This window comes from Butyricicoccus porcorum, from assembly GCF_051246315.1.
Lineage (GTDB): Bacteria > Bacillota > Clostridia > Oscillospirales > Butyricicoccaceae > Butyricicoccus_A > Butyricicoccus_A porcorum.
The window spans coordinates 1,912,738-1,938,381 of record NZ_CP178353.1 but is presented as its reverse complement, the minus strand read 5'-3'; the positions used below and the strand labels follow the sequence as shown (position 1 = coordinate 1,938,381).

Genomic DNA, 25,644 nt, shown 5'->3' with positions numbered 1-25,644 from the left:
TCACAAAAAAGTTGTTTCCATCCGCCAAAAAGGGAATCCGCCCGCCGGCAGGATTCCCTTTTCCCGTTTTTTCACATCGTTTGGTCAGAATTTTCCGCTGTCGCCGGAAAAACCGTCCGAACCCACACTCGTTCCCCCGCTGTCCGAATCCTTATGAATCTTCGTCCGCGTTTCGGTCGTGTAGGTGTACATATCTGTATGCAGTGTGAGGGCCACAGCATCCGCTGCGATGTAATCGCGCGCAGTCGGCGCGGCATGTACCGTCCGCATCTGCATGCGGAAAATCAGGCAGACAACGCCCGCAATCAGGCACGGCACGACAATGACAATGGCGAGATTGGTGCCCATCGACCGGCGCGCCGCATCCGGATCGCTGCCCACATCCAGCGGTGTGCCGTTCTGCGACAGCGCCAGCATTTCCTCACTCTTGTCCAGATAGTCGGAAAAGCCGTCATACCAGTTGTCATCGGCAAAATCGTCGAGAAATTCATCCTCCAGCACCTCCTTGCCGTAATCGGTAAACGAGGCGTTGCCGAAATCCCCATACGCGATAAGTGCAAAATCGCGATCCCCCATGCTCAGCATCAGAAGCTCGCCGTCCCTGCCTTCACCTACGCCGAGATCGTTGTTTCTGTAATAATCCTTCGCACACGCCAGAATATCCGTATAACCGCCGTCGGTGAAATCCTGCAACACGGCGATATAGACACCGCATGCATACTGCTGCGAGATGGCAGACGCACGCTGCGTGAGCTCCGACTTTTCTGTATCGGTCAGAAGACCAGCTTCATCGACGACAAAATCCGCATCCGCTGCGCAAGCTGCCACTGGGAATGCAAGCAACAGACACAGTGCAAAAAGGAACGCAGTTATCCGTTTTTTCATTGTCCTGCCCTCCTCATAAAAACAGCACCAGCGCAAGCACTGCCGCCAGCGGCAATGCAATGCCTGCGAACCATGCCCAGAATCTGCCCCAGCTTACAGGAAGATCGCCAACCAGCTTTCCGGTCTGCCCGTTCATGGCAAACAGAAAATTCTTCCCGTTCCACTGTGTGCTGAGCATCCAGACCGGAAGCAGCGCATAGCTTACCTTTCCCCGATGCAGCTGCACATCTGCACGCTCCGGCACGCACATTTCATAGCCATGTACCGTTGCCTGCATGGCCTCAACGGCGCTGCGCTGTACGCGATCTTCTACACGTTCAGCGCATTCCTCTATGCTGACATCATATTTATCGGCCAAATAACCGGGCAGATACCCCATGGAAAACGGCTCCAAATCCGCATACTCAAACGGCTCGATGGAATCCATATGCGCATCCGGCATCTTGCTGGATGCATCAACCGGAATGCGCTGAAACGGGATGGTACCCGCGCGGTGCACCTCGAAATGTTGGGTGGTCGTAATCTCATATTCCCCGTCCGAATGCATAAAGGATCGGGTCGCATGAAAGCGCACATCCGCATCTGCCGTGCCGTCAAACAGCCAGAACGGGACATAAATGCCCTTGATTTCCTCAATATGGTTCTCACTGGTGAATGCCTTGGGCAGCAGGCGCTTGCCTTTGTAATGCTTTTTCAGCGCTTCCACTGCAGCTTTTTTATCCACCTTAAACGGAATGATGTAGTCCGGCTTGAGCATACCCTCGAGCCGCCCGGGCACAACAGTCGGATTGCCGCAGTATGGGCAGCTCGTCGCCGCTGTGTTCGCATCACAAATCAGCTCCGCGCCGCAGGACGGGCAGGTATAGGCGCGCATACTGTCCGCGTGCCATTCGCCTGCCATACCGAAGGTATCCCACGCATCTGTTTTCGCTTCCTCCTTCTGCCCGGTCTGTGTGGCCTGTTCTGCCTGTTCTGTTTTTTGTTCCTGTTGTGCATACATTGCCTCGATTTCCGCGATCTCATAGGATGAGCCGCAGTAATCACACGCCAGCTTTCCGGTCGCCGCGTCAAAATGCAGCGGCCCGGTGCAGGCAGGGCACTGATAATTTTTTACCTGTGTCGGCATCGGTATACCCCTCTCCCGAAAATATGTCGTTTATCTGATATCGCCATCATCGAACGGGTCGCCGCACTCCGGACAGAATTTTGGCGGGTGTGCCGGATCCTCCGGTTCCCAGCCGCACTTGTCGCACCGATACTGCGGAACACCCGCCGGTTTCTTCGTTCCGCACTCAGAGCAGAATTTCCCCTTGTTCACTGTACCGCAGGACGGGCAGACCCAACCGTCCGCATCCGGCTTTTTCGCACCGCATTCCGTACAGAATTTGCCAGTATTGCCCGTATGTCCACAGGTACACGTCCAACCGGCTCCCGACGCCGCCGATGCTGCCGCAGGCTGAGAAGGAGCAGGCTGTGCCTGCTGCCCCATTTGGAACAGCTGCTGTGCATTGGCTCCGCCTGCGCCCTGTGCCATGTTCATGCCCATAAACGCCATGGCGGGGCCTGCACCCTCGTTCGCCGCCGCGCTCTGCATCGCTGCCGCCTGTGCGCCGACCATGTGTGCCGCTGCCATTGTCGGATTGCGGAACGCTGCATTGCGTTGCAGCTCCTTAATCATCTGCTCATCCTCATCCGACGCCTTGACGCTGGATACACCGAAGGATACAATCTCAATGCCGCGCAGATCCTTCCACTTTGCCGAGAGAATCTCGTTGAGCGCCGCCGCAATTTCCGCTGTATGTCCGGGCAGCGCGGAATAGCGCACACCCAGTTCACTGATACGCGCAAACGCAGGCTGCAATGCCGTCAACAGCTCGGATTTCAACTGTCCGTCCAGTTCGCTGCGTTCATAAACACCGTCCACATTGCCGCAGACATTTGTATAAAACAGCACCGGATTGGTCACACGATAGCTGTATTCGCCAAAGCAACGGATGGAAATGTCGACATCAAGGCCAACATTGGTATCCACCACGCGGAACGGCACCGGGGACGGCGTGCCGTACTTGTTGCCGATCAGCTCTTTGGTGTTGAAATAGTAAATGCGCTGATCCATCGGCGCTTCACCGCCAAAGGTGAACCGCTTACCGATATTTTTCAGCACCGCCGGTATGTTTTTGCTCAGATCGCCGCAGAAAACCGACGGCTCAGTCGCCGCATCATAGGTATATTCGCCCGGTTCGGCGCAGATATCGACAACCTTGCCTTGCTCGACGATCATCATGCACTGTCCGTCGGCAACCGCAATCACTGAGCCGCTCGTAATGATGTTTTCATTGCCGCGTTTATTGGAGGAGCGTTTCGAAGTGCGCTTCTGTCCCTTTGCCGCGATGACATCGGCTTCCAGTGCATCACAATAAAAATATTCCTTCCACTGGTCGGCCAGAACGCCGCCTGCGGAGCCAAACGCTGCCTTAATCAATCCCATATCCTGTTCTCCCTTCCATCTCAACAATTCGGTTGTCTCTCTGCGTTCATTATATCAGACCAAGGCGATAAAATCCACTTAGGATGCGCTGAATATACAAACTGCCGGGGCTGTTATGCCCCGGCAGCTGTCACTTTTTTACAATTTATTTTACCATATCGGCTGCAAACAGTGCCGCGCCGAGCGCGCCGCACAGCTGTGCCTTATCGCTGATGACCAGTTCTGTACCCAGTCGTTCCTCCAGCGTTTTGACCAGTCCCTTGTTTTTGGATACGCCGCCGGTCATCATATATTTTTCCGCACCGCCGACGCGTTTCGCCAGTGATGCGGTCTTTGCCGCAACCGCTTTATTCAATCCGTGGACAATGTCATCTGTCGCCTTGTTCTGTGCAATCAGCGAGACAACCTCGGATTCCGCAAACACCGTACACATGCTCGAAATCGTGATATCCTCACCGTACTCCAGTCCGGTAACGCTCATCTCGTCCAGGCTCATCTCCATCGTGCGCGCCATCATTTCCAGAAAGCGCCCGGTGCCCGCCGCGCACTTGTCGTTCATGACAAAATTTGCAACCGAACCGTCCTCATTCAAGCGGATGACCTTGCTGTCCTGCCCGCCGATATCGATGACCGTGCGCACCTCCGGGTCGAGATAATGTGCACCGCGCGCATGGCAGGTAATTTCTGTAATGCTCTTATCGCCCTGCTCAATCGCCGTGCGGCCATAACCGGTCGTAACGAGCGCATCGATGTCATTGCGCTCCAGCCCTGCATGCTTCAGTGCCTCTTCGAGTGCGCGCTCCGCGCCGATGGCAGCGCCTGCACCGGTCGGCAGGATGATATCTGTGACAATCTCTCTATCTCTATTTAAAATGACAACGTCCGTACTCGTCGAGCCGCTGTCAATGCCCGCAAAATATCCTTTCCCCATGCTGATCTCCTTTCCTTCACACTGTGCCGGATCGATGCTCTCCGCAAACGCCTCCAGCCGCGTCAGCAGCTGCCCGCTGCTCTGCACCGTGTAATCCGATTCAATTTTCAGCAGCGGCACGGCAGCATGCTGCTTGAGCTCTGCATATTCAAAGCTGTAAAAATCACAGAATTTGACCGTATGATAGATGATACCGCGCAGGTTCGGGTCATGATACAGCTGTTTGCGCCCGGTGTTGTCCAGCATGCGCATGCACGGCAGCTGATGCAGCAGCTCGCCCGCATACCATTCCATCAGCGCATCAAAATCCAGTCCCTCCGGCGGCTGTTCCTCACCGACCGAACGGTTGTGCACACAGCTGTTGTTCTGCACAGGCAGTGGCATCGCCTCCTGCACCATGCTGAACAGCTCGCGCCCCATGCGCGCGCCGAGCACCGTCAGATATGGTTCATGCAGTTGATGCGGCCGCACAAACGCGGCGCGGAATTTCTCTTCGTTAAACGCCGTTCCCTTGTATGCACCATAGGCGCGCGCCAGTCCTTTGAGCTGCACCGCTGTGCGCGCACGGCTGCACGTGCCATCGCTGTGCAGAATATCGACCAGATACAGGAAATCCAGCTTGCCGCTGTCCTCCAGAATATCATACACACTGCGGATGGTATCACAGCAGTTGACGAGTACCAGTTCTTTTACCTCGCCCGCCATGACTGCCTCGATCAGCGCCTTGCCAAAGCCGCAGAGATTCGGGTGCGCAATCTGATCTGCCAGCTCAAAGCCCTGCGGCATCTGATTGAGGTTTTCACACTGCGCGCCAAACGCCGTGAGCAGCTCAACCGGTGTATATTTGCAGACATAATAGGTTTTATTCATGCTCTACCCCTCCCAGCATTTCAAGGAACGCACCGAGGCGGGTTGCAGTCTGTCCCTCTCCGCCGTGGCTGCGGTCACAGCCGTCGCCATCCAGAATCAGCAGCGGGATACCGTTTTCCTCAAATTTCTTTTTCGCCAGCTGTGCGCCGCCGAGCGTATGTTTGCAGCCCCAGTGGCAGAACCAGACTGCGCCATCCGCGCCCGCCTGTCTGGCGCATTTGATGCCATGATCGATGCGGCGCGAAACACAGCCGTTGAGCGCATGATAGACCATGCGGGATGCCATTGCTTCATACGGCTTGTCCGGGTCAAAATCTTTGGTCCATGTCTGGGAAAGCTCACAGCCGACAATCTGCGCATCGGGATTGAACCGCAGCGCATCACGCACCGCATCCGACCAATACGGAATCGTGTGCATCCAGTAAATGCGTTTTCCCTTTGCCGGAGGCGCTTTCTTCACATCACGAAGCAGCAGCTTCGTATATTTCTCCTGTTCCGATGTGCCGAGCAAAATATTGTTCGCCATACCCGCATACAGTGGGGAGACCAGATCCTCCGGGATATATTTGTCCGCACGCAGCATCTGGAAGGTCTCATGCTGCCGCAATGTACGGCGGCTGGTCTCCAGACGACGGATGAGCCGATCTTCTTTGATCGTTTTGCCTGTCTGCTGTTCCAGAAATGCGGCCAGCCCGCGCAGCTGGTCCGCAACATAGGCAACGTTTTCGCCGTTCTGCTGCATCGGCACATCTATGGCGAATGACGGCACATCAAACAGTTCCGCCAGCCTGCGGAACGTCACAAGATTCGCGTCACAAGTGAGGTTGGTGTAAACAATGCACTTTGGCCGGGGCAGCAATCCCTTTTCCGCCGCGCCGAGAAATGTCTTGTGATAGCTGCACAGCGTTTCGGACAGCCCGCTGTTCTCCGCCTGCTGGAGCATCGCACGCTCCGCCTTCGACGCCGCCAGGAAGCAGGAAAAGCTCTCGACATTATACGGGTTCAAGCCGACCTCCTGCATCAGCTCACACGGTGTAAACACGCTGACAATGACAGACTGCTTCGGCTTTTGCAGCGGCTTCAGCATGGCATCCATCATCATTTTCGCCATATATCGGTCTGCCGGAAGCAGCCGTCTGTCCGGCTTCCATTGATTTTTCAGATTCTGCGCCTCCCAGCCGGTTTTGAGCAGCCACTGTGCACGCGCCGGGCTGGTATCGCTCCAGTTTTCTATCAGTTTTCCAAAGGTTTCTACTACTTGCATACGTTGCCTCCCCTCAGAGGTGTCTGTGCGGCGCATGATGCCGCAAAAAGCGTGCAGGGAAAGCATACCGGCTCTCCACTGCACGCGGTGTTGTTTCATCAGATGCGCTGGCTCAGCCGGTCGCTCCACTGCGCGCGGAATTCGGCAAAGCGGCCCTCATCAAGCGCCTTGCGGATTTCCGCCATCAGGTTGTTGTAGAACCACAGATTGTGCATGACCGTCAGGCGCTGGCCGAGCATTTCGCCCGACTTGAGCAAATGGCGGATATATGCCCTGCTGTAGGTGCGGCAGACCGGACAGTTGCAGCGCTCATCAATCGGCTTGTCATCCAGTTGATATTTTGCATTGTTCAGATTTCGGATGCCGTCCCAGGTAAACAGGTGACCATGGCGCGCATTTCGCGTCGGCATGACGCAGTCAAAAAAGTCTACACCGCGCCAGACGGCTTCGATGATATTGGACGGTGTGCCGACACCCATCAGATAGCGCGGCTTGTCCGCCGGTGCGTGCGGCAGCACGACATCAAGAATGTGGTACATGGTCTCGGTGGACTCGCCCACGGCAAGGCCGCCGATGGCATAGCCCGGCAAGTCGAGCTGCGCGATGTCCTTCATATGCTGGATGCGCAGGTCATCATACGTGCCGCCCTGGTTGATGCCAAACAGCATCTGCTGCGGATTGACCGTAGTCGGCAGACTATTCAGGCGATCCAGTTCCGCTTTGCAGCGATACAGCCAGCGCGTCGTGCGCTCACAGGATTTTTTGACATATTCATACGGCGATGGGTTCTCACAGCACTCGTCAAATGCCATCGCGATATCAGAGCCGAGATTGGACTGGATCTGCATGCTCTCCTCCGGACCCATGAAAATCTTCCGGCCGTCTACATGCGAAGAAAAATATACGCCCTCTTCCTTGATGCGGCGCAGGGACGACAGTGAAAACACCTGAAATCCACCGCTGTCGGTCAGAATCGGACCGTCCCAGTTCATAAACTTATGCAAACCGCCCATCGCGCGCACAATCTGGTCACCCGGACGCACATGCAGATGATAGGTGTTGGAAAGCTCAATCTGGCAGCCCAGTTCCTTCAAGTCCTGTGCGGAAACAGCACCCTTAATCGCGCCCTGTGTACCGACATTCTGAAAAACCGGCGTCTGCACCGTGCCATGGGCACAGGTAAATTCGCCGCGGCGGGCATTGCCCTCTGTACGCAGTACCTTAAACATTCGTGTCCTCCCTGTGTGCGTTTTCGGTGTAGATCAGCATGCTGTCGCCAAAGCTGAAAAAGCGGTATTCCTGTTCGACAGCGATTTGATAGGCATTCATAATCATATCACGCCCTGCAAAAGCGGAAATCAGCATCATCAGCGTGCTCTCCGGCAGATGGAAATTGGTCACAAGGCAGTCGATCGCCTTGAAGCGGTAGCCCGGATAGATAAAGATATTCGTCCAGCCGGAGCAGGCGCGCACCGAACCATCCTCTGCCGCAATGGTTTCCAGCGTGCGCGTTGCCGTCGTACCGACTGCAAAAACGCGTCCGCCGTTTTTGCGGGTGTTGTTGATGATTGCCGCGTTTTCTTCGTCCATCATATAAAACTCAGAATGCATGACATGATCCTGCACATCGTCCACCTTGACCGGACGGAACGTGCCCAGACCGACATGCAGTGTCACACAGGCGATGTTGACACCCATTGCCCTGATTTTCTCCAGCAGCTCCGGTGTAAAATGCAGACCTGCCGTCGGTGCAGCTGCAGAGCCCGGCGTCTTGCTGTAAACTGTCTGATAACGCTCCGGGTCATCCAGCTTTTCCTTGATATATGGCGGCAGCGGCATCATGCCAAGCTCCTCCAGAATTTCCAGGAAAATTCCCTCGTAATGGAAACGGATCAGGCGGTTGCCACCGTCCGGCAGGATTTCCTCGACTGTGGCAGTCAGTTTGCCGTCGCCAAAGCTCAGCTTTGCGCCCTCGCGGCATTTTTTGCCTGGGCGCGTCAGGCATTCCCATACACCGTCGCCCTTATCCGTCAGCAGCACCAGCTCAATCGGATATCCGGTATCTTCACGCACACCGAGCAGGCGCGCCGGAATCACGCGGGAATTGTTGAGCACCAGCGTGTCACCCGGACGCAGGAAGTCCGGCAGGTCATAAAAATGCCTGTGCTGAATCTCGCCGGTGTCCTTACAGAGCGCAAGCAGACGCGACTCGTCCCGGTGGTCGAGCGGTGTCTGTGCAATCAGACGTTCCGGCAGGTCATAATAAAAATCACTTGTTTTCATCGTTCACATTGTTGGCGCGAGTACAGCGCGCCTGCCTCCTTATCCCCTTGCAGCAGTAAAAATTCTGCCCGGAATGATACGGCTTCTATCATATCGCAAAGCACATACGAAATCAAGTGCGGGAAAAGCCGTCGTTTTGTGCGATTTCCCCATGGAATCGGCTTGACAAAGTTTTTTGTACCATGATAAAATAAGGAAAGCATAATTTCATAGTACGATTGAGGCGCGGTTTTCATCAGTACTGTCCGAACAGGAGGCGAATGCTCCGATGACCGGACACAAAAGGGTCTGCCGCCGAAGAGGGCGTTTCGTTCGCTGACGTCTGTCTGGACGGGTACGAGAACATCTGCCCGGCTGTCACCGGTTTGCTCCCGTGATGCGCTATCGCTACTTGTTCCCTGTGCGGCTTCGTGCAGGCACTTTGTTCCGCATCTCCGGCCGGCTTTTTCCGACCGGCTTTTTCTTGCTCAAAAAGCCGGCGCAAACTGCGTGCTGCGGACTATAATAATGACAAAACATTTGCTTTTCAGGAGGATACCCAACATGAAGAATTACAGAGTCGGCATCATTGGCGCCACCGGTATGGTAGGTCAGCGTTTTGTCACCCTGCTCGCAGACCATCCGTGGCTTACTGTCGCTGCAATCGCAGCCAGTGGCCGCAACAAGGGCAAGACCTATGCGGAAGCGGTCGAGGGTCGCTGGAAGATGACCACCCCGATGCCGGAGAACGTCAAGGACATGGTTCTGTACGACGCAGAGGCAGATGCGGAGGAGTTCGCTTCTAAGGTCGACTTCACCTTCTGCGCTGTCAATATGAAGAAGGACGTCATCCGCGCCCTCGAAGAGAAGTATGCAAAGCTGGAATGCCCGGTTATCTCCAACAACAGCGCACACCGCTTTACCCCGGATGTTCCGATGATTATCCCGGAAGTTAACGCAGACCATGCAAAGATCATCCCGGCACAGCGCGAGCGTCTGGGAACCAAGCGCGGCTTTATTGCCGTTAAGTCCAACTGCTCCATCCAGTCCTATGTTCCGGCTCTGACCGCACTCAAGGATTTCGGCATTGAGAAGGTCGCTGTCTGCACCTATCAGGCAATTTCCGGCGCCGGAAAAACCTTCGAGACCTGGCCGGAGATGGTTGACAACGTCATTCCGTACATCGGCGGCGAAGAAGAGAAATCCGAGAAGGAGCCGATGAAGGTCTGGGGCCACATCGAGGGCAATGAAATTGTTGCAGCTTCTGAACCGGTGATTTCTGCGCAGTGTCTGCGTGTCCCGGTCAGCGACGGTCACACCGCCGCTGCCTTCGTCAAGTTCAAGAACAAGCCGACCAAGGAGCAGATTCTGGAAGCATGGGCAAACTACAGCGGCCGTGCACAGGAGCTGAATCTGCCGAGCGCACCGAAGCAGTTCCTGCACTATTTTGAAGAGGATGACCGCCCGCAGGCACGTCTGGACCGCAATCTCGAGGGCGGTATGGCCGTTTCCATTGGCAGACTGCGCGACGATGTCATTTTTGATTACCGTTTTGTCAGCCTGTCACACAACACCCTGCGCGGTGCTGCAGGCGGCGCTGTTGAAATGGCAGAGCTGCTGTGTGCCGAGGGCTACATGGATTGATTGTTCCAACAACAGAACCCGTTCCCGTTTCTCTGAAACCGGGAACGGTTCCGCTGGAGAGCAGATAGACACCAATTTGATCGGAGGGAAAACTTCATGAAACAGCCTATCTTTACCGGCGCTAACGTCGCTATTATTACACCGATGACCGCTACCGGCGTCAACTATCCGGAATTTAAACGCATCATCGACGACCAGATCAACCGCGGCATTGATTCCATCACGATCTGCGGTACGACCGGCGAGGGTTCCACCCTGACTGACAAAGAGCACAAGGATACCATCCAGTTCTGTATCGACTATGTCAACGGCCGTGTTCCGGTTATCGCAGGTACCGGCTCCAATGACACGAGATATGCCGTTGAACTGGGTAAATTCGCATCCCAGGCGGGCGCTGACGGCCTGCTGACTGTCACCCCGTATTACAACAAGACCACCCAGCAGGGTCTGATTAAGCATTTTTATACGCTGGCTGATGCAACGACAACCCCGATCGTTGTCTACAACGTACCGAGCCGCACCGGCATGACCATCAAGCCCGAAACCTATTTTGAGCTCTCTAAGCATCCGAATATCAACGGTGCAAAGGAAGCCTCCGGCGACTTCTCCCTGCTGGCAGAAGCCATGCGTCTCTGCGGCGATGAGCTGAACTTCTGGTCGGGCAACGACGACATGATTGTACCGCTGATGGCAATGGGCGGCAAGGGTGTTATCTCCGTCCTCGCTAACGTCGCACCGGATATCGCACATGGCATTGCACAGAAATGTCTCGACGGTCAGTATGCCGAAGCACGGGAAATGCAGATCAAATACCTTGATCTCATCAATGCGCTGTTCCTCGAGGTCAACCCGATTCCGGTCAAGATGGCAATGCGTTTCCTCGGCTGGGATGTCGGCGAACTGCGCATGCCGCTCTGTGACATGACAGATGCGCATGTGGCACAGCTCAAAGCTGCCATGACCGAAGCGGGCCTCAAGCTGGCAGAATAAGGAGCACAAACAGATGTTGAAAATTGGACTCTGCGGCTGCAATGGCCGCATGGGCAAGGTCATCACTGACATTGTCTCCAAAAAAGAAAACATGAAAATTGTTGCAGGCTTTGATGCCTACACCGAAAAACTGTCGGATTACCCGGTTTACGCTGATCCGCATGAGTTTACCGGTGCATGTGACGTTATTATCGACTTCTCGAATGCAAATTCACTCGAAATGCTGTTGGATTATTGCAAGAAGACTAAGACACCGGTTGTCATCTGCACCACCGGCCACAGCAAGGAGCAGCTTGCAGAAATGCGCGCCGCTTCTGCGGAAATTCCTGTCTTTCGTTCCGGCAACATGTCCATTGGCATCAATCTGATGATGGATCTGCTGCGCAAGGCAGCTTCTGTCCTCGGCGACGGCTACGATGTGGAAATCACGGAAAAGCATCACAATCAGAAACTGGACGCTCCGTCCGGCACGGCGCTGATGCTGGCCGATGCAGTCAACGAAGCACTGCCGTACGATGCCGAGTATGTGTATGACCGCCATGAGCGCCGCATGAAGCGCCCGGAACATGAAATCGGTATTCATACTGTCCGCGGCGGCACAATTGTCGGCGAACATGAGGTTCTGTTTGCAGGCCGTGACGAATTGATTGAAATTCGCCATGTTGCCCTGTCCCGTGAAGTCTTTGCTGTTGGCGCAGTCGATGCAGCGGCTTTTCTTGGCGCACATACTCAGCCGGGTATGTATGACATGTCGGATGTCATCGCTGCAAAGTAAACTTCTCTTATAAACAGCAATCCCTCAGACCAGCGGTCTGAGGGATTTTTTCATGCTTTTCTTTCCCGCCGGATGTATTTTCGATACAGTCCGTCATCTGTACAGTACACATACAGTGTTCCCATTCCAATTCTCGGAAATCGGGACGCCGCATCTCCTTCCGGATACAGACGGATAACGTATAATTAGTTTCGCAAATTCCTTCGGATATGATTCCGATCCTAACATGAAATAGACATAGCTCTGACAATGAAGTAGAATTGAGTTACCACACAACAATTCGAAAGGAGTCAAGAACTATGTCTGATAACATTATACACGTAAATCAAGATCTAATCCATACCGAATTGAAAGATCTCGTCAGAAACAGTGTAGAGGAGGCTTTGAACGCCATGCTGGATGCAGAGGCGGATAAACTCGTCAATGCAGACCGCTACGCACGTGATGAAGAACGAAAGGGGTATCGATCCGGGCATTATGATCGTTCATTCACCACTTCATCCGGCGAGGTAAATCTGAAGATGCCGAAGCTCAAAGGGCTGACCTTTGAAACATCCATCATCGAACGATATAAACGCCGGGAAACTTCCGTTGAAGAAGCTCTGATTGAGATGTATCTGGCCGGTGTATCTGTCCGTCGAGTGGAAGACATCTCCGAAGCATTATGGGGAACAAAAGTCTCTCCTGGTACGATCAGCAATCTCAACAAAAAGGCCTATGGACACATTGAGGAATGGAGAAACCGAAAGCTTACGGTGGAATATCCTTATATCTTCGTTGATGGCATTTATCTAAAAAGATGCTGGGGTGGCGAGTTCGAAAACTGTTCCGTACTGATAGCCATATCTCCTTCGCAGAGGATATAACATCAGTCGCATAACTGTCCATAAATACATGAATACAGAGCTTCAGTTATTCTCAATTGTAAGGAAACGCAAGCCGGACTATGAATACGGTGCACCTCATAAAGTGTTTGAGAATAAGCTCCATCAGGATTTTAAGGCAGAATCCATTAACCAGAAATGGTGCACTGATTTTACCTGTTTATTTTTAACGAATGGCAGCAAACGTTATAATTGCACGATTATTGATCTATATGACAGAAGCGTTATTGCCAGCATTACCGACAAACACATAACCGCAGAGCTTGCAAAAAGGACCCTGCAGAAAGCAATTGATTCCCAGCCGGGCTTAGATCCCAGCTGCCTGATTCTTCACTCGGATCAGGGAAGCCAGTATACCTCAAAGGAATTCACAGAATACTGCGAATCAGTTGGTATAACGCAAAGTATGAGCAAGGCTGGATATCCATACGATAATGCCCCTATGGAGCGATATTACAACACTCTCAAGAATGAATTGATAAATCATCATTACTATCATTCTGAGAAAGAATTATATACATCCATCGAAGAATTTGCGTATGTCCATTATAACCATGAACGACCGCATTCTTATAATAATTACAAAACGCCTTTCGAGGCACGCTACGGGGCGTAAAACCTATGCAGTAAAAATCAGGTCAAAGTGTTACAAAAAAGCTTGACCACAACACTTTGAATTGTATTCAGTTTTCCCGTCTGATCTCGATCATCCGGCTTGGCTTTTTACCCGGCGCATTATGCCGGAGTCCGAACACCATATCCGACGTCCGTTCAAAAAAGCCAATATCTTTTTTCCAGCTCATCCCGCATTTACAATGCTGCAAGCCGATGAACTGCTGTTTCATCCTTCGTCCGCAGTTCGTGCAGACCTTATTGCTCTTTCCCATTGCTTTAGATATCCAGACTGTTTTCGTTCAGCAGGAAATCATAGACGCTCATAATCAGGACACCATTCTCATTGTAATGCGGCGCTGGAGTATCCTTGGTGATGATAATCCGCTTGAAGAAATCTCCGGTCAGCATCAGAGAACGCTGTTCCTGCTCCATCTTTGCCTGATCCGGAATCGCGTAAGCCGACTGGATATAATAGCGTTTGGAGCCTTTATTGCAGACGAAGTCAATCTCCAACTGCTTGCGGATGCTGTTTCCCTTTTCGTTGGTATCATACTGCATGATAACGCCCACATCCACATTGAAGCCGCGGATTTTCAGCTCATTGAAGATGATGTTTTCCATACTGTGCGTTTCTTCCAGCTGTCTGAAATTCAGACGGGCATTTCTCAGCCCCATATCGGTGAAGTAGTATTTCATCGGGGTATCAATGTATTTTTTGCCTTTCACATCATACCGGACGGCGCTGTCGATCAGGAAGGAATCGCAGAGATAATCAATATACTTCTTGATTGTACTGCTGCTGATTTTCTTGTTTTTGACCGACCGGAAGGTTGCAGCCAGTTTTTCAGGGTTTGTCAGCGAACCGATTGCGGAGGATAGAATGTTCAGAAGCTCTTCCAGCTCCGCCTTGTTGCGGATGTTGTGCCTTCCGACAATATCCGAAATATAGGTTTCCTCAAAGAGAGATTTCAGAAACGCGATTTTCTGATCCGGAGTAGTAAAGCTCAGTACCAGCGGCAGACCGCCGTACAGCATATACTCATTCCAGCCATCCTGCTTCGTACCAGGACAAACCGACATGAATTCCGCAAAGCTGAGTGGATACATATGCACTTCATCGCCGCGTCCTCTGAACTCGGTGATCACATCTTTGGAGAGGAAGCGGGCATTACTTCCGGTCACATACACATCCACGTTTTTCATTCGGGTCAGGCTGTTCAGGATTGCCTCAAATTCCCCAAGCAGCTGCACCTCGTCAAGCAGCACATAATACATGCCGTCGTCTTTGATCTGCTCCTTCAGGTAAGGATAGAGCACATCGGGATCACGGTACTGCTTGTTTTCATAAGCATCAAATGCAATCTCAATGATGTGGCTTTTCTCTACTCCTTCCGAAAGCAGGTAATCCTTGAAGAGATTGAACAGAAGATAAGACTTTCCGCATCTCCTCATGCCGGTTATCACTTTAATCAATCCGTTATGCTTCTTGCTGATCAGCAGATTCAGGTAACGGTCTCTTTTAATTTCCATGCAGCGCACCTCCTATTGCAGATTTTTGCGGTTTACTGCAATTATCTGCAATAGTATTATACCTCGCGCGAAGTCATTTTACAACCGGTCTACGAAAGATTTTTGCGGTTTCCCGCAAAAATCTGAAATAAAAATCAAACTGTATTCCGAAATTGGGTGCGTTTGCACCTTTTTTTCGGAATAGAATCAGATATCGAAATCGGGGTAGAGCTCCAGCTGCCCGAACTCCTCATCGGTCATTGTTCCCAGTTTTGCAAGCGCCCCCTCGGTCAGCTCCAGAAGCTGCACCTCATCGCGTTCCAGGTACTTCTTCATTTCCGTGAGTTTCTGCATCAGACCGGCACGGCTGCTGCCGGCGCTGTAGATGCACATCAGATTCATCTCATCATTGGTGAACTTCGTCATATCAAATCCCTTTCTGCGCTTTTTTGTCTGCGCGGTCTTTTCGCTTCTGGACGGCGCGGGTGCGTGGAGCATTGCCAGAACGGAAGGCTTTTTACCCGGTTCAGAATCCTGCTTATCTTCCTGAATAACCTGTTTTGCGGCTTCAAACAGCGCCGATAAATCGGGCGCCTTTGGCTTGACCTCCGGCTGTTCCTTTGGACCGTTGTTGATGATGTATCTCCATAGAGAAGATACACCGGCACATCGCGTTCAAACAGCTCCATAGCACGTTCTTTTGTCAGCGGGAGCATCGCATCATCCGTATAGCCGTAAGCGTTCCGTGCCTCCACGGAAATTGCCGGGTCAGGTGGAATGTCCGTCTCCGGCTCCGGATTCTCCTGCACAGGCGGCTCGATGGCAATCGCTGCATCCTGCGCGGCCTGCAGCTCATCCAGTATCCCGATATCTGCAACCTGAAGCGGGGCCTTCTGCCCGATTCCATGGGAGTTGCAGATTTCAAGCACCGCGCCGGCCAGCGTGCTGATCTCCATATCCAGCTGACCGCCGTCGAGTTCCTTCATGGATGCCTTATCGTAAATCGTGTAATCCACACCAGTGTCTGTGCGCTGAACATGAAGATACCGCTCATCCACGGCATAAAGGCGCTCCATCGCCATGGCAGGTTCAGCGGCAATCAGCTCCGCCTCGCGCTCTTTCAGGATTTCCGCATAATGCCGGTCGATATCGTTGATAAGACCGTCGGCAGTCTTGCTGATCACTTCCAGACTTTCCCGTAGCTCCGGCAGAGTTTTATCCTTCGACCAAGATGCAATATAGCCGAAGCTGTTGTCGCCGGTAGCGATGCCGTAATAAGCGCACACCGCATAAGAGATACTTTCCGCCTGTACTTCTTCGGTACTGCGGGAGAGTGTCTGTACCTTCACTTCGGAGGATGCTTCCTCAACTTCCAGACGCCACTCAAATTCATTCTCATCCACATAGCGCCAGCCCTCCGACTCAGCGAACTTCTCCGCTTCTTCCTCAGTCTCAAAACCGGAACTGAATGCGCGCTTCGTTCCTCCTTCGCTGACCATAACCACATTCCAGCCCGGAGCAGGTTCATCCGCTGTCTTGCGATTGTGAAGTAGGGCATGCGCCATCTCATGTATGACCGCAGATACCGTCTGCACTTCGCTCATGCCTCTGCGGATGGCGATATCCTGATGCTCCAGGTCAAAGTAACCGTCCATGCCGCCGCCCATCACTTCCATGGAGATGGGAACCGGAGAGGAGCGGCGCAGCGCCTCCATGAACACATCGTAATTCGCCACATTGCCCGACAGGTCATGGGCCAGCTGGGGCAAAGGCTTGCCCTCGGTCTGCGAAACGTCGAACACCGTCACCGGCTTGTACATGGGAATCTGGATGGTCTTTTCCTCTGTAATAACTTTCCCGTCCGCATCCAGCATGGGAAGATGCGTATCCGGGTCGAGCGTTTCCTGCTCGATTTTCTTCTTAAAGGGAGTCGGGGCGATGATTTTTATGCCGTGTTCTCCCTTGATGACATTTCTGCCGAACTGATTTTTCCACTTATTGAAGCCCGCCACCAGCGTGGCGTCCGGCTTTTGCATGTGGATCAGCACCTGATTGTTGACGCTGTAATGGTGAAACCGGCTCATGGTCTGAAGATACTGCGCATAGGTCTCCGACTGGAACAGCTCCTTGATGCCGTCCTCAATGCTCGCTGTGATCTCCTTCAGCCTGTCCTTGCTGTTCTGTTTTTCTGCCATATACCATCCTTTCCGGGAAACAGGGCGCAGAGCCGAAGCCCTGCGCCCATCTCCCTGCATTATTCATCTGAATCGCGGCCTTTGCTTCTGTCCGGCGGGACGGTGCCGGCCTCCTTTGCACGCCTGCTGGCCGCCTCGCGCCGCGCTCTGGAAAACGGCTCTCGGACGGAAACACAGCTTTTCGCACCGGCAGAGGAACGCTTCTTCTCCTCATACACTTCTTCCGGACATTTTCTGCAAAGGGCGTCCAGCTTTTTAATCAGCCTCCTGTCGTAGGTGTAGACGCTGGTGGTATCGTCTGCATCGGAAAACAGGATAATCGTTTCGCGTTCTGCGGGGCTCAGCTTCATGCGCCGGTTTTCTCCCTGTCAAACTCCAGTGCGTAGCTGGATTTCTGCCCGTCGTCCGTCAGTACGAGGTAGGCAGAATAGCTTTTGCCGGTCTTTTCGGAGTACATGCCGCTGACAAAGGTTTTTCCATCCTTCAGAAGCGCCTCCGCCATCTTTTTTGTCAGAATGATGTGCTTTGCGGACAGATAGCGGTTGTCCTTCCAGAGTCCGAAGCGGCAGTCGCGGCGCTCACAGAAAAAGCCGGTCTTGCTCTCCGTAACCGGACTGCCGCAGCGGGGACATTTTCCGACCACCGGGCGTCCGGACGGGAACAGCACCTCCGCACCGCTCACAGGTTCGTAGTCACGCACCAGCTCGGAAACCATGCGGCTGATCTGCGCCATAAACGCCTCCGGAGAGAGCTCGCCGCGCTCGATCTCCTTCAGCATGTTCTCCCATTCCGCAATTAACAGCGGAGACTGAAGCTGCTCCGGAAGCACCGTGATCAGGGAGATGCCGATATCCTGGGGAACCAGGCTGACCGCCTTTTTATTTTTCTTTCGCTCCACAAAGCCGGAGGAAACCAGTTTCTCCAGAATCCCGGCGCGGGTAGCGGGCGTGCCCAGCCTCTTGCGCTCGGCATCGTCCGGCATTTCCTTGGCTCCCGCATTTTCCATGGCGGAAAGCAGCGTATCCTCGGTTTATCGGGCAGGCGGCTTTGTTTTTCCTTCCTCCATCGAAACAGCAAAACTGTCAATGGACTGTCCTTCGGTCATCGGAGGGAGCACCTTTTCCTTCTGTTCGCCCGCCGCATAGCTTTTCCAACCGGCGTTCAGCACGGTTTTTCCTTTTGCGGTGAAAACCTGTCCGCCGCATTCGACGGTTGCCACCGTTTCCAGATAGGTGTACGGCGCACTGACCGCCATCAGAACCTGACGGGCAACCAGCTTCAGCACCTCGCGCTCTCCGGCTGTCAGAGCAGAGAGTTCGGCTTCTCCGGCAGCCATCGTAGGAATGACGGCGGCGCAGGCCGCGACGGCCGGAACTCCGCTTTCCATATCGTCCGTCAGGAAGCGGCTGTCGGTTCGCGGATAGGTGCAGAGCTTTTTCTCATACAGGGACTGAAGATAGTCCAGCGTCTGCTGAGCGGTAAAGCCCAGGATACGGTTGGCATCTCTCTGGAGTGTCGTCAGGTCATAGAGCGCCGGGGCTTTTTCGGATTTCTCCTTCTGCTTCACACTTCGGATCACCGCCGGCGCTCCTGTGCAGGCAGATTTCAGGTTTTCCGCATCCGGCTTGTTTTTCATCTTTTCACTGACCGCCGTGAAATCACCGGCATCCAGCTTCACCGTATAAAAACCTGCTAAGAAAAGTCAAGGACAAATCTTAGCAAGACGAGAAAAATATTATTGAGAAAAAAGGTATAGCAAAGCGGGCCACCGGGAATCCGCTGACCTAATGAAGCTGGGATTATTATTCCGCTGCGTACACCTCGCTCACGCGGGCGTAATAAATATGCAGGAACTTGTTGAGGGCTGCAATCTTTGCCACTTTTTTAGGTTTACCCTTGGCTTCTTTTTTGAGCATATACAGATAAACAGCCGCGTCCTCGGTTGGTTTCACAGCCTTTAGGCATTTCATTACTTCATATCCGGTTTTACGAAGCAGTGAAGATCCTCGTTTAGAGATTTTACGCTGTGTCCCTGTAAAGCTGCCTGACTGAAACGGTGGCGAGTCAATCCCGGCAAAGGCAATTAGTGCGCTTCCGCTATGGAAGCGTCGAACATCGCCAATCTCGGCAATCAGCCTTGGCGCTAAAACATCACCAACGCCATTCATAGCACGAACAGTATTGTATTCGGGTAAAGTAGTTGCAAGCTCCTGCATTTGTGCTAAAATAGTTTCCAGAGTCTTGTTCACTTCTTTTAGGACTCTCACAGCCTCCAGCGTTAACATTTTGGTCGATGCGGCGCCGGAGGGCAAAGTAGGGATACCATTGCAAGCCAAGGTGTAAATTTCTTTTGCCTTGGATTCACTTGCATGGTATCCTTTCTTTTTGGCCCAGTTACAATAACACCGAACGAACTGAGCTTCACTTTTCTTTGTAATGTTGTCAAAATGCCAGTATTCCGCTACAAAATCACTGAGTTTGTCCTTTGTTGGCTCTTCCGAACGTTTTCAGCTGAGTAAGCTCTTTATTCCGGGCATAGTCCTGTCCAACAGATTAGTCAAAGCCAGTTTACTTTCAATCCGAATCGTAATATAGTGGGCGTATTGCCGCCCCAAAATTCTAAGCTGGGCGTATATTTCATCCGGCAGTATATAATCCACCAGCTTAAACCAATTGTCAATCCCGTAGTTTGCAATTCTCACGGCATCCATTTTATCGGTTTTGCCCTTGCGAATGGCCGTCGAAGCATACCGCTTCATAGACAACGGATTGACAACGCTCACAAAAAGGCCAGCTTCCTTGAAACTGGAAAGCAACGGTAGATGATAAGCTCCGGTGGCTTCCATTACGATCTGAACCTCTCCGTCAACAGCCTTGATTCGGGATATGAGCTCTTTGATCTCCGGCTCACTGTGCTGTACTTCATATGGTGAAGCAATTACTTCTCCGTATGGTCGGAGAATACAGACGGTACTTTTGACCTTCGATACATCAATGCCAACGCTTGTCATGTTGAACCCTCCTGATTGAAATCTGTAATTGTAATCCCATCTGCACTTATTGCTATTCAGTTTGGTTCGTTACGCGAAAGCCCATTCCGGTTTCAACCTGCTTAATCGAATGTTTACAATAAGGGATGGCTGGCAGTTTTTATGTCGGAGGCTTCGCTCCAAAAAGCACCACGCCAGACCAATTACTCCCTTATTGTAAAAGAATAAGCGCAAATGTGAAACACCCGTCGGTGCCTTACACTTACGCTTTTATAGTACCAAATGCACCTGCCTATCAGACAGATGCTTTGAAGAGTTTGAATGTAGCTATTTTCAAGTCCGAAAGTGTTCTGATTTTAGGAGTTTCCGACTTGAAATGCAGAAACTTTTGATTCCGCATCGAAAATGCAATGCTTATTCGGTGAGCAGCCAATCTATGAGATTTTCGGACTTGATGCCATCATAGGAATTGATAAAGCTGCGGTCCATAGACAGCACGATTTTTTCATAGTTGTCTGGAATCAGGCGCAGTGGGCGAAGCTCCCGTTCACGGGTCTCCGGTGACTGCATACTCTCCGTCACTTGGATATATACCTTATCATTTGGCTTTTCCGCAACGAAGTCAACCTCTGTTTCTCCAACTTTTCCGATATACATCCGATAGTCACGGCGGAGAAGTTCCAGAAATACGATGTTCTCAATAATATGCCCGCGGTCAACATCTCGATAGCCTAACAGCATATTGCGAAAGCCCATATCAATGATATAGTTCTTGCCCAGCGTTTTCAAAAGCTGCTTGCCTTTTACATCGTACCGACCAACAGAGAAGAATACAAATGCATTGCACAGCATGGAAATATATTTGTCCACCGTTTTCCCTGCGATGTTTTTCTGCTTTCCGGTATGAATATCTCCCTCGTTGGAGAGCACATTTCCGATGCTGTTTGGGGAAGTGATACTGCCGATGTTGGAGCACAGAAACAGCATGATTTTCTGAAGCATTGCCTGGTCTGCTCCACTGTTGCGCTGCAAAATATCCCGCAGTACTACAGTGGAATAGATACCCTCCAACGCCTGGTTGCTTCTGGCTTCGTTGAACTTATATTCTCGCAAAATAGGCATCCCGCCGAATTGGAGATACTTCTGGAATTTTTCATCCATAGTTACATCGGCTGCAAATTCATAAAAGTCCAGAAACTCCTTAAACGACAGCGGCAGCATCCGTATCTCTACATATCTGCCGGAGAGCAGCGTAGAAAATTCTGTGGACAACAGGTAAGCATTGGAGCCCGTGATATAGATGTCTACATCAAAATCCAAACGGAACGACTCGATTGCTTTTTCCCAGTGCTCCACTGCCTGCAGTTCATCAAAGATAAGGTAGGTCTTTCCTTCCTCAGCAATCTGCTTGCTGACATAATCATAAAACGAAAGATAATCGGTCAAGTCACGATAGCGCAAAGACTCCAGGTTCATGTGGATAATATGAGAATCCGGCACACCTTGCTCCAACAGATACTGATGAAACAAATCCAGCAAGGACGATTTTCCGCAGCGTCGGATGCCGGTGACGATTTTCACCAAATCCACATCTTTGTTTTGAATCAGCTGATTCAGATATTGGGGTCGATTAATCAATTCGGTCATAACGCACCTCCTGAATTTCTTGATTCTATTATATCCAAAATCTCGAGAAAGTAAATAGTTTCTGAAGTGTAAGTCTAAAACTTCTTTATATTCGATAGTTTTCGACTTGCTAGGGCAAAAAATCCAACTGTGTGCCGTCAGATAAACAGCAGTCCTCGGCTGTCATAGACCGATTCACTGACATCGTTGCCGCAGCGAATTGCACGGTCTAATGCCATAATCATGGCGATGGCACCGTCAATCTTCTCTGTTGACTTTGCTTTATCCGCTTTGATGTTTCCGGCAGGGTCAGTACGGATGAAAATATTATCCATATTCCAGCGAAGTACTGGATGCCCACCGTGTGCCAGCTTCTTTTCCAGCGTCAGTTTCATCAGTTCCTTCGTTGGAGGAGACATGCTGGCAAAACCCTGTCCCATCGGAACGACTGTAAATCCCATACCTTCTAAGTTCTGTACCATCTGAACAGCACCCCAACGGTCAAAGGCAATCTCCCGAATGTTAAAACATTCTCCCAGCCGTTCAATAAATTTTTCGATATAACCGTAGTGAACAACATTACCTTCTGTGGTTTCTAAATATCCCTGTCGGTGCCAAAGGTCATATGGAACATGGTCGCGCTTGACGCGAAGCTCCAACGTATCCTCAGGAACCCAGAAATACGGCAATACATAATATGGCTCGTCCTCATCCTCTGGAGGGAACACCAAGCAGAAGGAAGTAAGGTCTGTGGTAGAAGATAAGTCCAAGCCGCCATAACAGACGCGGCCTTCCAGCATTTCTTCATCGACTGGATAAGCAAAGGCATCCCATTTGTCCATCGGCATCCAACGCGCAGCTTGCTTCACCCATTGGTTCAGACGCAACTGTCGGAAGGAGTTCTCCTCACCGGGATTCTGCTTTGCACTTTCGCAAGCGGCCTCAACTTTATCCATTCCGATGGTCTCACCCAAAGATGGATTTGATTTCAGCCAGACCTTAGGATCAGTCCAATCTTCTGTATCACCGGCACCATAAATCACCGGGTAGAAAGTTGGATCAATTTTTCTGCCCTCCAAAATATCCAATGCTTTCCGATGGGTTTCAAAACAGATGCTATGTGTATCCGTGCCGGCCGTTGTAATCAGAAAATATAGCGGCTGCATACGGGCATCGCCGGAGCCTTTGGTCATGACGTCAAACAGCTTTCGGTTTGGATGTGTATGAAGCTCATCAAATACAACACCGTGAATATTAAAGCCGTGTTTACTATAGGCTTCTGCCGACAACACCTGATAAAAGCTATTGGTTGGCGTAAAAAGAATACGCTTCTAGGAGGTCAGAATTTTGCAGCGCTTATTCAGAGCCGGACACATGCGAACCATATCCGCAGCCACATCAAAAACAATGGTAGCCTGCCCTCGATCTGCTGCACAGCCATAGATCTCGGCACGCTGTTCACCGTCTCCACAGCAAAGTAAGAGGGCAACCGCTGCTGCCAGCTCGCTCTTGCCGTTTTTCTTCGGAATTTCGATATATGCAGTGTTGAACTGTCGGTACCCATTGGGTTTAACCGTACCGAACAGATCTCTGATAATCTGTTCCTGCCAGTCCAAGAGCTTAAATGGCTTACCGGCCCAGGTTCCCTTAGTATGGTAAAGGCACTCAACAAAGCTGACCGCGTAATCCGCTAACTCCTTATCATAATAGGAGGTGTCCAGCATAAACTGACACCGTCAGAACGCGAAGAGATGATTCGGCTCAGAGCGGAAAATGAGCGACTGAAAGCGGAGAATGCCGTAATAAAAAAAGAGATCGCCTTGAGAGAAGAGAGATGTGTAGCGCAACTCAAGGCGAGAAAGCAGCGCTCGTCAAAGAACTGCGCGAAGAAGGATACACCCTGAAATACTTACTGAAAGCGCTGGGGTCGTCCAAGTCTACCTATTACTATGAGATTGGAAATGTTGTGGTCAAGCTTTTTTGTAACACTTATGGCTAAAAATATCATAAATCAGTTACGCTGCATTCCGGCCTCGAATGGGGTCCGATATCCATTGAAGGTGTATGGTCGTACATGATTGTAGTCAACGTATGCAAATTCCTCCACTTTCTGATAGAGCGATTCTTCCGTTGCAAATTCATATAAATTTGTACACTCGCTTTTCAACGTGTTAAAGTATCGCTCCATTGGTGCATTGTCATATGGATAACCTGCCCTGCTCATGCTTTGCGTCACATTTTGAGATTCACAAAATTCGGTAAATGCTTTCGACGTATACTGTGTCCCCTGATCGGAATGCAGGATCACTCCGACTTTGATAGACGGCTGTGATTTCAACGCTTTTTCAGCGTGCGGATGGCAAGCTCACTGGTAATGTTTCGATCCAGTGTACTGGCGATTACGCTGCGGTCATACAGATCCAGAATGGTGCAGTTATACCGTACTCCATGGTTTTTCAAAAACAGATATGTGAAATCCGTACACCATTTTTGATTTGGCTTTTCAGCAGTAAAATCCTGATGGAGCTTATTTTCAAACACTTTATGTAGCTGTGGCTTGCCATGTCCATAATCCGGCTTTTTCGGACGCACGACAGAGAACAGTTTTATTATTCATATATTTATGAATGGGTGTTCGACTGTAATGATATCCTCTGCGCGCCAGATAAACCGTCATGCTCCGATATCCATCCACGCCCATGTGCTCATGGTAAATATCCATGATTTGTGACTGCACCTCTGATTTTTGGGTATAATAATCCGCCTTCCGGTGTTTCCGGTAGTTATAATAAGCATTCGGACAGATTACAAAGCCGTCTGAGCAGCCAGCGCAAACTGAAAAAATCATGAATTGGTGTTCCATACAGTGATTATAAGTGGACTCATACGGCGTATAGTTATATCAGCGATTCACAAACAAGTGATGGATATACGGCCTATTATTATCTCATTCGGACCGCCTATGAAACAACCAATGCATTCGGACAAAATATTTTGCATGAGGTAACAGCCCGGTGCTACTATGTTCCAGAGTATAGCAATATAGTCTATATGACCTACATAACATTAGATGGAGAAACAGTTTACTTCGATGAGGAAACAGAGGATTGGCTGCTGGACATAGGTTAATTTCTTCTGGGAGGGGCCTGCGGACAAAAAGTTGGACTCCAAAAGGAGGGAACTGAATGTATACAAAAGAGCAGGAAGAAATCGCACTAAGAGAATACGAGCGGCTGGGATCAATAGCTGCTGTAATCCGTCGGTTAGGATACCCGAGCGAGTCTACGCTTTACCGCTGGTATGAGCGCAAAAAAGCCGGGTTAGAGAACAGACATGGCCACACAGAAGAGTCTCCCACAGAGATGGATCATCACTGCAACACATCGGGGCATCCAAGGCATCCCTCAGCAGAATTCAAATATGAGGTAATTCACCGTTGCTTTGAATTAGGCGAAGATGTAGAATATGTATCAAGGGAAATCGGATACAGCCGTATGAGCATATACGTCTGGCGCAGGAAATATCTGAAGTATGGGATGGTGGGTCTGATGGCGAAGAGAAAAAGCATACCAAGGGAGCCGTTGCCTCAGGATCATGCATTGCCTGAATCTGAGGAACTGGAGAATCTTCGAACGCAACTCCAGGAACTGCAGTTTGAAGTAGATGTGCTGAAGGAGACCATCTCAGTTTTAAAAAAAGACCCGGCATCGATCTAA

General features: G+C 51.2%; 17 protein-coding genes, 6 pseudogenes and 1 riboswitch. Of the genes and pseudogenes, 6 read left to right on the top strand and 17 right to left on the bottom strand.

The annotated features are described in order from the left end of the window. Window positions 1–84 precede the first annotated feature (84 nt). The 7 genes from ACLM7Z_RS09605 to queA all read right to left on the bottom strand — a co-directional run bounded on the left by ACLM7Z_RS09605 (window position 85) and on the right by queA (window position 8,721). Window positions 85–885 (bottom strand): TPM domain-containing protein, encoded by an 801-nt coding sequence (locus tag ACLM7Z_RS09605; RefSeq protein WP_435644952.1) that lies wholly within the window; start codon window positions 883–885, stop codon window positions 85–87. A 13-nt stretch (window positions 886–898) separates the two neighbouring features. Beyond that, window positions 899–2,011 (bottom strand): Trm112 family protein, encoded by a 1,113-nt coding sequence (locus ACLM7Z_RS09600; RefSeq protein WP_087020275.1) that lies wholly within the window; start codon window positions 2,009–2,011, stop codon window positions 899–901. Window positions 2,012–2,041: 30 nt separating this feature from the next. Then, window positions 2,042–3,373, bottom strand: a complete 1,332-nt coding sequence (locus ACLM7Z_RS09595; protein ID WP_435644951.1) for an SPFH domain-containing protein — start codon at window positions 3,371–3,373, stop codon at window positions 2,042–2,044. A gap of 145 nt (window positions 3,374–3,518) precedes the next feature. Then, window positions 3,519–5,174, bottom strand: coding sequence for an acyl-CoA dehydratase activase (locus ACLM7Z_RS09590; RefSeq protein WP_087020269.1), 1,656 nt, complete (start codon window positions 5,172–5,174; stop codon window positions 3,519–3,521). Further along, window positions 5,167–6,438: a 2-hydroxyacyl-CoA dehydratase subunit D gene (locus ACLM7Z_RS09585; protein WP_435644950.1), complete on the bottom strand. Its 1,272-nt coding sequence runs from the start codon at window positions 6,436–6,438 to the stop codon at window positions 5,167–5,169. Before ACLM7Z_RS09585 ends, ACLM7Z_RS09590 begins: the two co-directional genes overlap by 8 nt. A gap of 98 nt (window positions 6,439–6,536) precedes the next feature. Further along, on the bottom strand, window positions 6,537–7,667 hold the full coding sequence (gene tgt / locus ACLM7Z_RS09580) for a tRNA guanosine(34) transglycosylase Tgt (RefSeq protein ID WP_087020263.1): 1,131 nt from the start codon (window positions 7,665–7,667) through the stop codon (window positions 6,537–6,539). Next, a complete protein-coding gene (gene queA / locus ACLM7Z_RS09575) occupies window positions 7,660–8,721 on the bottom strand; it encodes a tRNA preQ1(34) S-adenosylmethionine ribosyltransferase-isomerase QueA (protein ID WP_087020261.1) in 1,062 nt (353 codons plus the stop codon). Before queA ends, tgt begins: the two co-directional genes overlap by 8 nt. 210 nt (window positions 8,722–8,931) lie before the next feature. Beyond that, window positions 8,932–9,113, top strand: a riboswitch (Lysine riboswitch). 151 nt (window positions 9,114–9,264) lie between these two features. Between queA and asd the strand changes: the two genes are divergently transcribed. From asd to ACLM7Z_RS09550, 5 genes and pseudogenes are all read left to right on the top strand, one after another. Further along, window positions 9,265–10,344, top strand: coding sequence for an aspartate-semialdehyde dehydrogenase (asd, locus tag ACLM7Z_RS09570; RefSeq protein ID WP_435644949.1), 1,080 nt, complete (start codon window positions 9,265–9,267; stop codon window positions 10,342–10,344). Window positions 10,345–10,440: 96 nt separating this feature from the next. Then, on the top strand, window positions 10,441–11,334 hold the full coding sequence (dapA, locus tag ACLM7Z_RS09565) for a 4-hydroxy-tetrahydrodipicolinate synthase (RefSeq protein WP_087020255.1): 894 nt from the start codon (window positions 10,441–10,443) through the stop codon (window positions 11,332–11,334). A gap of 13 nt (window positions 11,335–11,347) precedes the next feature. After that, window positions 11,348–12,109 (top strand): 4-hydroxy-tetrahydrodipicolinate reductase, encoded by a 762-nt coding sequence (gene dapB, locus ACLM7Z_RS09560; protein ID WP_087020252.1) that lies wholly within the window; start codon window positions 11,348–11,350, stop codon window positions 12,107–12,109. A gap of 299 nt (window positions 12,110–12,408) precedes the next feature. After that, window positions 12,409–12,966, top strand: a pseudogene (locus ACLM7Z_RS09555) (transposase); the annotation flags it as partial. Beyond that, window positions 12,953–13,609, top strand: a pseudogene (locus tag ACLM7Z_RS09550) (IS3 family transposase); the annotation flags it as partial. The pseudogenes ACLM7Z_RS09555 and ACLM7Z_RS09550, both read left to right, overlap by 14 nt. Window positions 13,610–13,676: 67 nt before the next feature. On the opposite strand, the gene ACLM7Z_RS09545 reads toward ACLM7Z_RS09550, so the two are convergent. The 10 genes and pseudogenes from ACLM7Z_RS09545 to ACLM7Z_RS09500 form a co-directional block, all read right to left on the bottom strand. Continuing rightward, on the bottom strand, window positions 13,677–13,838 hold the full coding sequence (locus ACLM7Z_RS09545) for a hypothetical protein (RefSeq protein WP_242969838.1): 162 nt from the start codon (window positions 13,836–13,838) through the stop codon (window positions 13,677–13,679). A 46-nt stretch (window positions 13,839–13,884) separates the two neighbouring features. Next, entirely contained in the window at window positions 13,885–15,138 is a 1,254-nt protein-coding gene (locus tag ACLM7Z_RS09540; RefSeq protein ID WP_435644948.1) for an ATP-binding protein, read from the bottom strand. A gap of 186 nt (window positions 15,139–15,324) precedes the next feature. After that, on the bottom strand, window positions 15,325–15,543 hold the full coding sequence (locus ACLM7Z_RS09535; RefSeq protein ID WP_087020550.1) for a transposon-transfer assisting family protein: 219 nt from the start codon (window positions 15,541–15,543) through the stop codon (window positions 15,325–15,327). Next, entirely contained in the window at window positions 15,540–17,312 is a 1,773-nt protein-coding gene (locus ACLM7Z_RS09530; RefSeq protein ID WP_435644947.1) for an LPD16 domain-containing protein, read from the bottom strand. The genes ACLM7Z_RS09535 and ACLM7Z_RS09530 overlap by 4 nt, the downstream gene beginning before the upstream one ends. Window positions 17,313–17,371: 59 nt before the next feature. Continuing rightward, entirely contained in the window at window positions 17,372–17,662 is a 291-nt protein-coding gene (locus tag ACLM7Z_RS09525) for an immunoglobulin (RefSeq protein ID WP_435644946.1), read from the bottom strand. Beyond that, window positions 17,659–18,999, bottom strand: a pseudogene (locus ACLM7Z_RS09520) (DNA topoisomerase); the annotation flags it as partial. The gene ACLM7Z_RS09525 and the pseudogene ACLM7Z_RS09520, both read right to left, overlap by 4 nt. Before the next feature lie 115 nt (window positions 19,000–19,114). Beyond that, window positions 19,115–20,323 (bottom strand): annotated as a pseudogene (locus ACLM7Z_RS09515) (IS110 family transposase). A gap of 393 nt (window positions 20,324–20,716) precedes the next feature. Beyond that, complete coding sequence (locus tag ACLM7Z_RS09510; RefSeq protein WP_087020228.1) at window positions 20,717–21,949, bottom strand: ATP-binding protein; 1,233 nt, start codon at window positions 21,947–21,949, stop codon at window positions 20,717–20,719. A 137-nt stretch (window positions 21,950–22,086) separates the two neighbouring features. Further along, window positions 22,087–23,652 (bottom strand): annotated as a pseudogene (locus tag ACLM7Z_RS09505) (terminase large subunit). Between the two features lie 287 nt (window positions 23,653–23,939). After that, a pseudogene (locus ACLM7Z_RS09500) lies at window positions 23,940–24,768 on the bottom strand (IS3 family transposase); the annotation flags it as partial. Window positions 24,769–25,113: 345 nt separating this feature from the next. Between ACLM7Z_RS09500 and ACLM7Z_RS09495 the strand changes: the two are divergent. Continuing rightward, window positions 25,114–25,644 carry a transposase gene (locus ACLM7Z_RS09495; protein ID WP_435644886.1) on the top strand — a complete coding sequence of 177 codons (531 nt, stop codon included), beginning with the start codon at window positions 25,114–25,116 and terminating at the stop codon, window positions 25,642–25,644.

Coding starts and splice junctions, on each gene's coding strand:
- ACLM7Z_RS09495 (WP_435644886.1), top strand. CDS start 25,114: ATGTATACAAAAGAGCAGGAAGAAATCGCACTAAGAGAATACGAGCGG.
- ACLM7Z_RS09530 (WP_435644947.1), bottom strand. CDS start 17,312: ATGGCAGAAAAACAGAACAGCAAGGACAGGCTGAAGGAGATCACAGCG.
- ACLM7Z_RS09605 (WP_435644952.1), bottom strand. CDS start 885: ATGAAAAAACGGATAACTGCGTTCCTTTTTGCACTGTGTCTGTTGCTT.
- ACLM7Z_RS09510 (WP_087020228.1), bottom strand. CDS start 21,949: ATGACCGAATTGATTAATCGACCCCAATATCTGAATCAGCTGATTCAA.
- tgt (WP_087020263.1), bottom strand. CDS start 7,667: ATGTTTAAGGTACTGCGTACAGAGGGCAATGCCCGCCGCGGCGAATTT.
- ACLM7Z_RS09545 (WP_242969838.1), bottom strand. CDS start 13,838: ATGAAACAGCAGTTCATCGGCTTGCAGCATTGTAAATGCGGGATGAGC.
- dapA (WP_087020255.1), top strand. CDS start 10,441: ATGAAACAGCCTATCTTTACCGGCGCTAACGTCGCTATTATTACACCG.
- ACLM7Z_RS09535 (WP_087020550.1), bottom strand. CDS start 15,543: ATGACGAAGTTCACCAATGATGAGATGAATCTGATGTGCATCTACAGC.
- ACLM7Z_RS09540 (WP_435644948.1), bottom strand. CDS start 15,138: ATGGAAATTAAAAGAGACCGTTACCTGAATCTGCTGATCAGCAAGAAG.
- ACLM7Z_RS09585 (WP_435644950.1), bottom strand. CDS start 6,438: ATGCAAGTAGTAGAAACCTTTGGAAAACTGATAGAAAACTGGAGCGAT.
- ACLM7Z_RS09525 (WP_435644946.1), bottom strand. CDS start 17,662: ATGAAGCTGAGCCCCGCAGAACGCGAAACGATTATCCTGTTTTCCGAT.
- queA (WP_087020261.1), bottom strand. CDS start 8,721: ATGAAAACAAGTGATTTTTATTATGACCTGCCGGAACGTCTGATTGCA.
- dapB (WP_087020252.1), top strand. CDS start 11,348: ATGTTGAAAATTGGACTCTGCGGCTGCAATGGCCGCATGGGCAAGGTC.
- ACLM7Z_RS09595 (WP_435644951.1), bottom strand. CDS start 3,373: ATGGGATTGATTAAGGCAGCGTTTGGCTCCGCAGGCGGCGTTCTGGCC.
- ACLM7Z_RS09600 (WP_087020275.1), bottom strand. CDS start 2,011: ATGCCGACACAGGTAAAAAATTATCAGTGCCCTGCCTGCACCGGGCCG.
- ACLM7Z_RS09590 (WP_087020269.1), bottom strand. CDS start 5,174: ATGAATAAAACCTATTATGTCTGCAAATATACACCGGTTGAGCTGCTC.
- asd (WP_435644949.1), top strand. CDS start 9,265: ATGAAGAATTACAGAGTCGGCATCATTGGCGCCACCGGTATGGTAGGT.